The sequence below is a fragment of the Dyadobacter sp. HNCC25DJ184 genome, from assembly GCF_056895215.1.
In genome coordinates, this window is record NZ_JBXHAQ010000011.1 from 81,918 (window position 1) to 95,479 (window position 13,562).

8 protein-coding genes are annotated in these 13,562 nt (G+C 42.2%); 3 read left to right on the plus strand and 5 right to left on the minus strand.

Annotation, left to right across the window (positions count from 1 at the left end; translation table 11 throughout):
• Positions 1–127: 127 nt before the first annotated feature.
• A complete protein-coding gene (locus AC1XUD_RS17090) occupies positions 128–574 on the plus strand; it encodes a peptidylprolyl isomerase (RefSeq protein WP_483362250.1) in 447 nt (148 codons plus the stop codon).
• 156 nt (positions 575–730) lie between these two features.
• Here AC1XUD_RS17090 and AC1XUD_RS17095 read toward each other — a convergent pair whose 3' ends face one another.
• The 3 genes from AC1XUD_RS17095 to purH form a co-directional block, all read right to left on the minus strand.
• The gene (locus AC1XUD_RS17095; RefSeq protein WP_483362251.1) at positions 731–2,362 is read right to left on the minus strand and encodes a sodium:solute symporter family transporter; all 1,632 of its coding nucleotides are present in this window, start codon (positions 2,360–2,362) and stop codon (positions 731–733) included.
• A 154-nt stretch (positions 2,363–2,516) separates the two neighbouring features.
• A complete protein-coding gene (locus AC1XUD_RS17100; protein WP_483362252.1) occupies positions 2,517–3,392 on the minus strand; it encodes a hypothetical protein in 876 nt (291 codons plus the stop codon).
• A gap of 141 nt (positions 3,393–3,533) precedes the next feature.
• A complete protein-coding gene (gene purH, locus AC1XUD_RS17105; RefSeq protein WP_483362253.1) occupies positions 3,534–5,060 on the minus strand; it encodes a bifunctional phosphoribosylaminoimidazolecarboxamide formyltransferase/IMP cyclohydrolase in 1,527 nt (508 codons plus the stop codon).
• 282 nt (positions 5,061–5,342) lie between these two features.
• On the opposite strand from purH, the gene AC1XUD_RS17110 reads away from it, so the two are divergent.
• Entirely contained in the window at positions 5,343–6,131 is a 789-nt protein-coding gene (locus AC1XUD_RS17110) for an SDR family oxidoreductase (protein ID WP_483362254.1), read from the plus strand.
• Positions 6,132–6,218: 87 nt separating this feature from the next.
• Here the strand turns inward: AC1XUD_RS17110 and AC1XUD_RS17115 are convergent, their stop codons facing one another.
• The gene (locus AC1XUD_RS17115; RefSeq protein WP_483362255.1) at positions 6,219–8,609 is read right to left on the minus strand and encodes an ABC transporter permease; all 2,391 of its coding nucleotides are present in this window, start codon (positions 8,607–8,609) and stop codon (positions 6,219–6,221) included.
• Between the two features lie 271 nt (positions 8,610–8,880).
• On the opposite strand from AC1XUD_RS17115, the gene AC1XUD_RS17120 reads away from it, so the two are divergent.
• Positions 8,881–10,176: a hypothetical protein gene (locus tag AC1XUD_RS17120; protein ID WP_483362256.1), complete on the plus strand. Its 1,296-nt coding sequence runs from the start codon at positions 8,881–8,883 to the stop codon at positions 10,174–10,176.
• An 8-nt stretch (positions 10,177–10,184) separates the two neighbouring features.
• Here AC1XUD_RS17120 and AC1XUD_RS17125 read toward each other — a convergent pair whose 3' ends face one another.
• Entirely contained in the window at positions 10,185–13,541 is a 3,357-nt protein-coding gene (locus AC1XUD_RS17125; RefSeq protein ID WP_483362257.1) for a VCBS repeat-containing protein, read from the minus strand.
• Positions 13,542–13,562 lie beyond the last annotated feature (21 nt).

The window sequence follows — 13,562 nt, forward strand, 5'->3', positions numbered from 1 at the left end:
AAAGCAAAATCAATATTCATTATATAGTTAAGAAAGGGAAACATATTGCTTTTCTTTGCTGTTCAATATCCATAGCTTCGGTTATGGATATTGTTTTTTTTAATATACCTCAATACAATATAGGAAAATGACAAAAGCAGAAATGATCACGGACAAAGGAACCATGCTAATCGAATTTTACGATGATGATGCTCCGATCGCGGTGAAAAACTTTGTGGACCTTTCGAAAAAAGGATTTTATGATGGTTTGATATTCCATCGCGTAATTCCTGATTTCATGATCCAGGGTGGAGATCCTACGGGAACTGGCCGTGGGGGTCCTGGTTACAAAATTAAATGCGAGCTGAACGGCGTAAAACAATATCACGATCGTGGTGTATTGTCGATGGCTCACGCAGGTCGTGATACTGGTGGTTCTCAATTCTTTATCTGCCATAGCCGTAACAACACCGCTCACCTTGACCGTAACCATACTTGTTTTGGTAAAGTGATTGAAGGCGTAGATACTGTCGATTTGATCCGTCAGGGCGACAAAATCCAGAAGATTACGATCATTGAGGAGGAAGTGGCTTAAAGACCATTGATTAAGGCAATTTTAACGGCCGGGAGTTTTCGAACATCCGGCCGTTTGTTGTTTCCGCCTATGTAAACATCACTTTTAAAGATAAAAGGCCGGAAGTTTCACCTTCCAGCCTTTTACAACTCTCGAATGTTGAGGTTGAGCCTTTTCCTACCAGAAAAAGCTGTATAGAAATATTATAATCAGAATTACGATGGTCGCACCAATGGCAAAGGCTTTATCGACCTTGAACATTTTGACGTCAATTTCCAACCCTTTGTTTTCGTCAGGCAGCACCAAGCCCAAAACAAACATCACTGAAATACAAATCAGGAATACCCAGCCCATTCTGTCAAGAAACGGCACTTGAGTCCAGTCGGTAATGAATGAGAACGGTGGCCAGTTGTTGTGCATGCCCAAAGCAATGATAAATCCACCCACGATTGCAAAAAACGCACCTGCTGAATTTGTTCTTTTCCAGAAGAAGCCCATGATAAAGGCTGAGAATACCCCAGGAGATACCAAACCGGTCATTTCCTGAATAAACTGGAACCCACCTTTTTTGTCAATACCCATATAAGGAGAAATGACGATGGCAAGCAGCATGGAAACAACGATTACAATCCGTCCGATTTTCACTAATTGTTCCTCAGACTTGTTTTTGCCGAAATACTCCTTGAATATATCTAATGTAAAAATCGTAGAAATTGAATTGGCTTTACCAGCTAAGGAAGCCACAACCGCTGCTGTCAACGCAGCAAATGAAAGTCCTTTCAGACCCACTGGCAACAGACCCAGTAAAACAGGATATGCTTTGTCTGCAACTATCTCTCCATTTTCCGTCAATTCATTGACAAACAGACCCTTACTATACAATGCATATGCAGCAATACCAGGGATTACAACCAAAGCCGGCATTAACAGTTTAAGAGAGGCCGCAAAAAGTAATCCTTTTCTGGCGGTCGGCAAATCCGCACCAAGTGCACGTTGGGTAATATATTGATTACAACCCCAGTAGTTCAAATTTACAATCCACATCCCCCCGAACAGAACTGTCAGACCAGGAAGCTGAGAATAGAAGGTACTCCCCTTGCTGAAAATCATATGGAAGTGATCATCATGATTTGCCCTCATCTGATGGAAGCCATCCAGCATACCATTAAAAGTAATCATGGATTCTCCGGCCACCAGGTTAAGCGCCAGATATGAGGTTGCCAAACCACCTACTATAAGAAAGAAAACCTGAATAACGTCTGTAAACCCAATAACCTTCATACCGCCAATCGTAATAATGATTGCGAAAATGGCCAAAGCCCACATACAAAACCAAAAATTAAGCCCTGAAATACCCGATACCGCTAACGCTCCCAAATACAAGATGGAAGTGAGGTTTACCATGATATACAATCCAAGCCAGAATACTGCCATAATCAAACTTACCTGCTTGTTGTAGCGCTGGGTAAGGAATTGCGGCATGGTCCAGATCTTGTTTTTAAGGTAGATCGGCATGAAGAACATAGCCACAATAATCAGCGTCGCCGCGGCCATCCATTCATATGTAGAAATCGCCAAACCCATGGAGAAGCCATTACCCGACATACCGATAAACTGTTCTGCTGAAATATTGGAGGCGATCAGTGAAGCACCGATGGCCCACCAGGTCAATGAACCTTCTGCAAGGAAAAAGTCCTTAGTTGATTCGACGTTTGATTTCTTTCGTTGATAAATCCAGTAGCCATAGCCGGACACCATAATGAAGTAAAAGAAGAAAACTACATAATCCAGAGTTTGTAATTGTTGCATTTCAGAAGGTATAAGAGTATAATGGATACATACATTGAGGTTCAATCCGAAAGGTACATTAATTTCAGAAAATAGTGCAAGTGATAATATTGTACAATGCACCAATACCACAAAATTTAATACTCAAAGTAACAATCAGCAATTAAAATACTCCCTAATGCTTATTTTCCCTCTCATTTTTAATATGAAACGGGTTGAGAGGCAGCAATGCGTTGGTCGAGTCGCCAATTTCCGAAATACCCTTTCCATATGCCCGTGAAAATGTGGCGCCACCTTTCATATCAGTCAAAAAGGTCTGAAAACCCTTCCTGCCTGAACGCGCAAGCCAATAGGAAACTTCCATACCTGAACTCATATACGCATACATGACATCGCGGTCGGTACCAGTAAAAAAGCCTTTGAACGATTCTATATTCTCCAAACGCAGCATTCTTCCTTCTCTTCGGGCATAGTATCGCCATTCATTTCGATAACTGATATACCTCTCAACCGGATTCTCGGCAGCAACAAAGCGTTTGTCCAGCATCAGCGCGAGGCCCTCATTAAACCATTGCGGAATCTGAATCAGTGTTTTCCACCAACCTAGCTGCGCCAAGAGCTCGACATGGCTCATTTCATGACTCACCACATCCACATTCAATGCCTGACTACTAACGATCACATATGAATTCCCCCAGGGCGTACCCAGGCTACAGCCCGCTCCTTCGGTGCTGTTACAGTACTTTCTATATTGCTCATTGTTCGAGCAAACAATTATAATCGGCTGCGACTGATGACCGTTATAGAATGAATCAATTCGGGCTATTGCTGCCCGAACTACATCTTGAGACTGTTTGTAAGTTTTAGGCTTGAGATTGGCACTAACGAAGATATTTGGCTGAATCTTCTTAAAATCCGAAAGTCCAATGGTTTCGCAGTAAAAAACCTGGGGATATAGAAATGAAACGCTGATAAATAGGACCGCGAAACCGACTGCCAGAAATTTGACTGTTTGGGCAATTTTCCCCTCTATGTTACTGGCCGTATTCAACTGATAAAAAATTTCCCTGAACCACGAATTTGATAAAACTTTTAGTCGTTACCAAAAACGTTGTACAGGGAGGGAGCTATTAGCTTTTAGCTATTAGTTCTAGCGCGACCAATGGGCTTACTGAGAACCTATATGCTTTTATTAGTGTTTGAAATGTCTTACACCGGTTGTTACCATGGCAACTCCGTTTGCGTTGCAGTATTCTGTTGAATCCTTGTCTCTAATCGATCCTCCTGGTTGAACAACAGCGGTGATACCTGCCAGATGTGCAATTTCGACACAGTCAGCAAATGGGAAGAATGCGTCGGATGCCATAACCGCGCCGTTCAGATCAAATCCAAATGCCTTTGCTTTCTCAATCGCCTGACGAAGGGCGTCTACACGAGAGGTTTGACCCGTCCCGCTCGCAAGCAACTGGTTTTCTTTCGCCAATACAATCGTGTTTGATTTGGTATGCTTGCAAACTTTCAATGCAAACTCCAACGCCTTTACTTCGTCGGCGGTCGGTGCTTTTTCGGTTACCGTTGTGAATTGACCAGCAGTTTCCGTCGCCAGATCTTTATCCTGAACCAGCACGCCGTTCAATATAGTCTTGAACATAATTCCCGGAAGAGCCACCGGATTCCGTTTCAATAATATTCTGTTTTTCTTGGATTTCAACAACGCCAAAGCATCATCCTCATATGCAGGCGCGATCAGAATTTCCATGAACAATTTATTCAATTCCTCTGCCGTTGCCAGATCGACTTTTGTGTTTGTAATTACCACGCCGCCGAATGCAGAAACAGGGTCGCAGGCCAGTGCGTTGTCATATGCAGCTTTTGCAGTATCTGCGGTCGCGATTCCGCAAGCATTGGTATGCTTAATAATTGCGAATGTTGGATTACCTCCTTCGAATTCGTCGATCAGGTTTACACAAGCATCAACGTCAACGAGGTTATTATATGATAACTCCTTACCATGCAACTTGTCAAAAATAGCTTCCAGATCTCCAAAGTAAGTTGCGCTTTGATGTGGGTTTTCTCCATAACGCAAAGTTTGTGAAGGCAAGCTGGTGAAACCATATAAAGCCGGATCCTGACGCGATACGAAGAAGCTGTTGATGGCACCATCGTAGTGAGACGAAACCGCAAAAGCTTGTCCAGCATACGCACGACGATCTTCCAGATCCGTTGCGCCTTCTTTGGCCGCCAGTAAATCAACTACAGCCGAATACTGGCTGCGGGAAGAAACGATCAAAGTATCTTTAAAATTCTTCGCAGTTGCTCTGATCAGGGAAATTCCGCCGATGTCAATTTTTTCTATAATATCTTCCTCAGAAGCTCCGGAAGCAACCGTTTCTTCGAATGGATATAGATCAACAACTACCATGTCAATAGCAGGAATGTTATACTGCTCCGCCTGAGCAACATCACCTTCATCATCACGACGGAACAAAATACCTCCCATAATAGCCGGGTGAAGGGTTTTCACTCGTCCTCCAAAAATGGAAGGATAACCTGTAAGTTCCTCAGCAGCAATCACGGGTACTCCCAGATTTTCAATAAAGGTTTGTGTTCCTCCTGTTGAATAAATCTTCACATCGTTTTGATGTAATAGCCGTACCAGTGGTTCAAGTCCGTCCTTATAATACACAGAAATAAGCACGGATTGGATTTTTTTTGACATGGTAAAAATTGTATGATAATTTGTTTTTGAGGATATTGACATTTTCTGAGCTCCTAAGAACGCCTAATTGCCTCATATCCTTGAAATAAGTCGCAAAGATAAGGGAAAAGGAGGAAGGGAAAAAGGGAGTATGGAGAAAAGGGAGGAGGCACGAAAGGAAAGGAGGATGAAGGAAGGGGACGAAAGGGAACCAGATCCGAGCAACCCATTCGCTCATTCACTCACTCTTTCATTACCCCTGCTCATTCAAAATCAAAAAGGTTATCTTAAAAGCTTTAAAATATGAATTTAAGTTTAAGCGGAAAAACCGCTTTAGTGTGTGGAAGCACGCAGGGTATAGGAAAAGCAGCTGCTATTGAATTGGCACTTTTAGGCGCGAACGTAACGCTGGTGGCTAGAAACGAGGAAACGCTTCGTCAAACGGTAGATGAACTGGATGCTACTCAAGGTCAGCTCCACAGATATTTTGTTGCCGATTTTTCAGTGCCCGATGCTGTCCAAAAAGCAATTGACGAGTATCTCCGACTATGTCCGGACGTTCATATTCTTGTAAACAATACAGGCGGGCCGGCTGGCGGACCGATCATTGATGCAGATCCTGAGCAGTTCCTGAATGCATTCCAGATGCATATTATAAACTATCAGATACTGGCCAAAGCGGTTGTACCTTCTATGAAAAAGGCCGGATACGGACGAATTGTAAATATTGTGAGTACATCGGTGAAGCAGCCCATCGTTGGACTTGGAGTATCCAATACTATCCGGGGAGCTACGGCCAGCTGGGCAAAAACGCTGGCACTTGAACTGGGTCAATATGGCATAACCACCAACAACATCCTTCCGGGTTTCACAAAAACGGCCCGCCTCGAAAAAATCTTCGAAATGCGCAGTCAGGAACAAGGCAAAACGCCGCAGGAAATCTCGACAATTCTGGAATCATCCATCCCGACGAAACGGTTTGTAGAAGCTGAAGAGGTCGGAGCGGCTGTAGCCTTTCTGTGCTCACCTGTTGCAGGAAGTATTAATGGGGTTAGCCTAGCTGTGGATGGAGGAAAAACCGAGAGTTTGTGAAAGACTTGGAGGATGCGTTCTCTATTTCGTTAATAGGTAAAAAATAAAAGTATTAGGTAGAGCGGCATAGCGAAATTGTTCCCAATGTCACTCTACACTAATACTCTCCACCGGATTTATCAACGCGGCTCTCACCACTTTAACACTTACAGTCAATAGTGTAATAAGCATTATTGCCAACCCTCCTGTCGGCAGGATCCACCATTTGAGGCTGATATGGTAAGCAAAATTATTTAGCCAGTTGTTCATCATATACCAGGCTAATGGTGCTGCTATGACAAAACCAATAAAAACGAGCAGTACGAACTCTCGACCAAATAGCAAAATAATGCTGTCAACTCCCGCGCCCAACACCTTTCTGATGCCGATTTCTTTCCGTTTTTGAGTTACCATAAAAGAGATCATTCCGTATAGCCCCAGACAACAAATCAGAATGGCCACTACTGAAAATGTCCGTATTAACGTCGTAAGCTGTTGTTCCTTTTCATAAAACCGGTCGATCTGTTCGTCGACAAACTGATAATTAAATACCTCGTTGGGATATACCTTTTGCCACGCCGATTGGATATTGCCCAATGATGAATGGAGACTTTTTGTACTCAATTTGACCGCCACTTCTTTGTACAACTTGGGATGAGAGAAAATGGCACAAGGCTCGACTACTTCCTGCAATGACTTTAAATGGAAGCTTTTTACGACTCCAACGATCTCCCCTTTTAAACCAGTATTCCCATCCTCTAACTGCCTTCCTAATATTGCCTCTGGATTTCGGACGCCCACTTTTTTCATAAATTCTTCATTCACAACAAATTCTACCACCGAATCCCTGGCCATACAACTTCTTCCTGCCAGCAATTTCATCTTATAGGTTTCAATATAGTCTTCATCCCCAAAACGATCCCGGATCATGAATTTCTCCCATTCCCTATGGTTATCAAACCTTACAGAGCCCCCATAACCCATCGATGAAGTCGGTGCTTCGTATTGAAATGCGACAGATTTTACGTCAGTATATTGCAGCAATTCATTTTTCAACGCCTGTTTTGAGTTAGGATCGGCGTCAGTTTTGGGAAGCGACAAGGTTATCACAGAATTTTGATCGAATCCCAGATTTGCATTTTGGAAAAACCGGAGTTGCATCATCAGAACCAATGTATTGATGAGCAGTATCTGCGCGATCGCTAACTGAATGGTAATTAATGGCCGCCGCATGCCAATCCCGCCTTTCAACAGCAGTCCCGATTTGTTTTTCAAAGCTGTAATTGGGCTAAAACCGGAAACAATAACCGCAGGATAAAATCCAGCCATCAATATGACGACACACAACGTCAGTATCCAAAATAGCAGTAACTCCCAACGAAATAATAAACCGACGTGAAATGCCTGGGTATGCGTCCAGTTATTCAAAACAGGCAATAATGTGATTGTCAAAACGAATGCAACGAGTGCCGAAAAAAATGCCAGCAAAGCTGTTTCATTCATAAACTGCCAGAATAATTGCTTTTGAGAACTACCTAAGACCTTCCTCACGCCAATCTCCTTTGAACGTTTCAAAGCTTGGGCCGTTGCCATATTAATGAAATTTATACAGGCAATCAAAAGCAGAAAACATCCTACCCCGGCCAGAATCCACAAAATGGACCGACGTATTTTACCATCATATTTTTCATCAAAATGGACGTCGGCGAGCGGCTGAAGTTTGTGATCATAGTATTTGGCAACATCTCCGTAATACTTCTTTCCATTGACCTTGATCTGTTTTTCTGTTCCAATCATCTGCCCCGGATCAGACAATTTAACAAAAGTGGCATTTTTGGAGCTGAGCCAATTATAGTTATCCATTTCATAGGAAGGATCAATCTTTTTTAACGTCGGGAGAGATATATAGATATCAAAATTAAAATCCGTTGGGCGCTCCTCATTTTTAAGAACTTCGGCAACTTTGAGGTCATGCGCGTTATTCAGTCTTAAAATCATACCTGTCGCATCGGTAGTCCCAAAATATTTTTCCGCCACCTTCTGCCTGATCACGACTGTATTAGGTTCAGTCATAATATCCTTAACTGCCCCCTCGAAAACAAACATATCCATGAAGCCTTGATCCGCGAATACTACATTTTCTTTTTCAATGAACCTTTTAACACTACCCCTATTTCCTGACGAAAAAGTGGCATCTGGCAATTTTCTGATCGATCCGGCTTTTTCAATTCCCGAATAATCGTGAGCCAAAGACACAGCCAGGGGCAATGAAGAATCTGTTCCATATTCGGTACCTTCATCCAAAAGCAAATTCAGAACCACCCTATATACGCGTTGAGCATCAGCATGATGCCTGTCGGTTTTCCAGTGGAACTGTAGAAAAAGAAATATCAGGATAGCGCCAGTCATACCCATACTTAAACCCATGATATTCAATAGGGTATAAGTTTTGTTGATCTTCAGATTCCGGAGCGCTATTGTAAAGTAATTTTTTAGCATGACAGTGACCGATAATATTACTGAAAGCCAATTTAAGGATATGAATTTGCAGTTTTACTACCATGCAACGCTGACAGACGTGGTTTTAACATGATTTAACATGCTGGTATCTAACGGATAAAATTTCGAAAGTAGAATTCGGCATGTTGGCACTCTTCCGAACCACAAGGACAAAGTCTATTCTCTCATGCAACGATTAATCATAAGTTGAATTTGTCAGGACAAGTATTAAACCCTAAATTGTAATATCACAAATTCGTTGACTCAACGTATGCGAAAATTCTTTACGCTTGCCTTCCTTTTCTGCCTTAATATCTCCGCAATTGCTCAAAAAGATTCTCTATTCCTGATCGGGGAAGCCACCCCTCATGTTGGCAACATCGACATAAGGTATAAGAAAGAAAGTGTAAAGCTTTCGATAGAAAAAAAGCACAGCATATTCAGTTTCGCTGATATCTCAACCTTGAAGTTGGCGGACGGAAGTTATTATGTGACACGGCAGGTAGGTACACAACGGCAGCTGCTCTTATACGTTGTGAAAGGGTATTATAATTTGTTTTATCACGAGAAATCTGACGTGTTTTACTTGGAAACACAGGATACTCTTAAAGCAATTTCCAAGCCACACCTTCTACGAGTACTGCCATTGTTATTTATCCAAAAAATTCTTGATGATTTCTACAAAACAGAAAACATTAATCCAACTTACACATTAAAATATCTGACTAAACTAACCGTGTTTGCGAATCAATCGGCTAGCTATCAACCAATTGTATTCAATCAGAATATTGCAAAATTTAAGGCAACCGTCGCAATTGGCCCATATGCCGGAATCGCATTTAATCAAATTTACTTTGCGCTGTTAAACCTGGAACAAAAAACACCATATGATCGACAGACTGACACTGATAAAGTTAAAAGCAATTCTATTTTGTGGGGTATTCAAAGCAAAGTCAAAATTCTACCAAAATGGGATATTGAATTGAATATTTTAACCAATAAGATATCCAATGATCATGTATTTACCTCCTACCCCTTGTATTACGAGGTCATCGGAAGTGCTAAGATTTTAATGCCTGAGAAGTTTGACCCGACGATTAAGCTCACACGATTCGCCTTTAACACTATCCAGACAGAGGGGAATGCAATTTATTCCCTCAGAAAGCCATCGTCTCGCTGGATTCCTTTTTTACTGGCAGGAGTAAGCGTGCAGGTAATGACGAGAAACGAATTAACCCTGGCTGCCAGATTCTATAACGACGCCTCGACGGAGTCGTATATTTATAGGACGTTTAGTGTGAAAAAAAATTCTTTTATGTTTGCATTTAACGGAGGTATCGGAACAAAATATAACCTTGCATCAAAGCTGTCGATGAATTTTTCACTCAAATACTCAATTGGACACTATCCAAAAATATTGGGATTCGGCCGGGTTACAGGTGAAGTGAATAATACTCCCGTTGCCAGCAGCACATTTGGCCAGTTTAGCGCTCCGTATGAAATCAACAGTTATGACCAGTTTTACAGAGCTTTTATACTCGGAGTATCAGTATTATACAAACTGTAACAATCCACTCACTTATCGACCTTTTTAATCACAACCAGCTTATCATCATTCCGTGCAGCAATAATAGCCTTCGCTCCTTTGATCGAAATGTCTTCCAGTTTTCTTACCTGCCCACGAACTTGTAATCCTTTTATAGTCGTTGGGACAAAATTACAATTGCCTTTATTGATCAGGATTGTGCCATAGTCAGCGTCATACCTTCCCATTTGAATGTTGCAATTGTAGAAATTGCCCATTAATAGAATATCCGGCAAGTTATCCCCGTTGGCGTCAATAGTCCGGGCAGCATAATATGGAGTCCATTGGGCTTTATATGGCAAGGCCTGTGCCGTGAAGTTCCCTTTGCCGTCGTTCACTAAAATGGCATTTGCGAAATAATCCGCAGACAATATCTGAGCCTCCTTCAGTTTCTCTTCACCCACCAGATCCCCAAGATTCGCCTTAGCGAAATCAGCGGAGTATATATACTTTTTCCGGATGACAGGAAGTTGCTTCTCCATCTCCAGCTTGGTCGGAAACAACGCCTCAGTGCCATTGAGGTAGTAGGTCAATATTGGTTCCTGTCGTCCGTTGCCGTCAAAATCATTGATATACATCCTCACAGGTTGATCTGATGAGGCAGTAAAGCGGTTGTTTAAACCCAGGTTTCCAGCGAGGATGTCAATATCACCATCGCCATCGAAATCGTATGGAAGCGTGAAATTCCACAAACCTTTACGGGATGTAAGCATCTTTTTCTCAAAAGACTTTTTATTATTGATCATAGCACACACCCCGCCCCATTCCAGCGCCAATATCAAGTCCTGATCCCCGTCCTTATCAAGATCTACCCATTTCGCATCCTTCACATATCCTATGGTGTTCAATTCTTTCGAAAATTGAGCGGTAACATCCTTAAATCTGCCGGTTCCATCATTGGCCAGCAAATATGACCGTGGCACCTCGCCGTAATTCAAAGGAACACCCCGTCCACCAATGAATAGATCAATGATGCCATCGCCCGTAAAGTCATATGGAACGACAACTGAGGCCGTCATATAAATATTGGTGAAGGCGTCCTCCTTTGGTTTAAGATTGCCTTTACCATCGTTCAGGTAAATTCTCGGCCGCTGATATTCTGAGTTGCGGGCATATTCGTTTCCTCCCGTGGCAACTATCAGATCCAGATGCGTATCCTTATTAACATCCAGCCAATGCGCGTCAATTTCCTCATAGGTACTGTCCCGAACCAGATAAGGCTGCACGCTTTCCTGGAAAGTCCCTTTTGCTGTCTGAAGAAAAAGATGGTTTCTATTTTTCTTCGATGACCCTACAAATACATCCTCCAACCCGTCGTGATTGATATCCGCTATGGCTAACGCAGGCCCCTCCGCCGTCATTTCAAATGGGATAAGCGAATTCCTGTCAAACTCGACAAAGTTATTCTCAATATGCTTTACGTCCAGTCCAACTTTCACTGCGATATCTTCAAAAGAATATATATCATTTTTCGCCCGCGCTTCATTAAATTCCGCATAGTTGAAAATTGGCAACGCATCCATATATGCAACAGCTATCGAATCGCGGATTTCCCTTGATTTGATAGTAGTATATCTGTCGTCCGGCCAAATAATAATCATTGAATCAACTTCCGACCTTTTCCCGAAACCAATATTCAATGGCACCTCCATACTGGACTGGAAACCTCGAACCGGAAACTTCTCATAGCTTTGAACCCCGCCTTTCTTAAAAACCAGACATTTTGCCCCTATCGCGTTTAAGTTTCCCTTTTTTCCACGTAAGTACACCCGCGCATAATCCGCTTTAACTGGCTTGGCATTGGATAGATTTTCGTAGACAAAAGCCTTATCGTTGATATTGTTGGCAACTATGTCCAAATCGCCATCATTATCCAGGTCAGCATATAGAGCCCCGTTGGAAAAGGATTTTCTGTCATTTTTAATCACCTTTTCAAGATCATTGAATCTCAGTTCGCCGGAATTGGAATAAAATTTATTGAGCAGTTTGATTTCCGGCAGCTTGTCCTCCAAAGACTTGTCACTTTCGCTGAATGTTTTGTTTTTAATCTTTTCCTGAATCACCTCGTCCGACACAAATTTGATATAATCCGTATCGTTCATTCGTTTCGGAATACCGTTTGAAATGAACAAATCCTTGGCCCCATCATTGTCAAAATCCATAAAAAGCGGGGACCACGACCAATCCGTCGCATGAACTCCCGAGTACATTCCAATTTCACTGAAAGTACCATTACCATTGTTGTATTGGAGATTATTCCTCGCAAACTGATAATTGTAACCCTGACGGATTTTATACCGGAAAATACTGTACATATCCTCCCCTTCGGATTGTTTAAGAATCCCATAATCAGACGGAAGCATATCTAGTGATATTATCTCGGGGAATATATTGTTATCCAGATCACCAATATCAACTCCCATGGAGAACTGACTGGTGTGCATCATCGAAGAGTCTATCTCATCTTTAAAAACACCATTTTTTTGGTTGATATATAAATAGTCATTTTCGTGAAAGTCGTTACCAACGTACATGTCAGGAAAACCATCGAAGTTGATATCACCTACTCCCACTCCCAACCCATAACCAATAACTGTGCTGCGGATTCCCGAAGATCTCGTTACCTCGACGAACTTTCCATTATCGTTCCGGAATAATTTATCGCCGGCAAGCGGATGATATGTACCTTCAAACTGAGCCCTGGCACCGAAAGTACCATTTTGATGTACGGTATGATTGAGCTGAAACATATCGAGATCGCCATCTTTGTCATAATCAAAAAAGGCCGCCTGAGTTCCAAAAACTACCAAGTCAAGTCCATATTCCGCCGATTTCTCTTCATATACCGGAACTCCTTCGCTCGTGATTTCTTTACAAACAAATAGCAGGTTATGACCTTTGATTTTCTCAAATTCACCAACTTGGCTGACATATATATCCAGCATGCCGTCCTGATTGATATCAACAATCGACACACCGTTTGACCACGCCTTCCCACCTTTGAAATTAGATTTTTCGGTAACGTCTTCGAACTTCATCCCTGTCTTATTGAGATAAATTCTGTTCGGTTCCTGATTCGCTATAAAACACAGATCCACAAGTCCGTCGTTATTAAAATCGCCAGCACCTACCCCCCCGCCGTTATAGAAGTACATATAGTTAAATATGTTAAAATCGTCGGTTGATTTGAGTGTATTGGAAAATTCAATTCCCGTTCTTTCGGAAGTCAGCAGGTCAAAAGCGTAGTCTTTGTTCTCAGTATCCTTTTTGCAGGAACCTAGCCCGGCGAGAAGAAGTCCGAGAAATAGTCCTATTGATATCTTACTTATGAATTGCGAATCAGACATTTGATGATTGCCAACGATGGG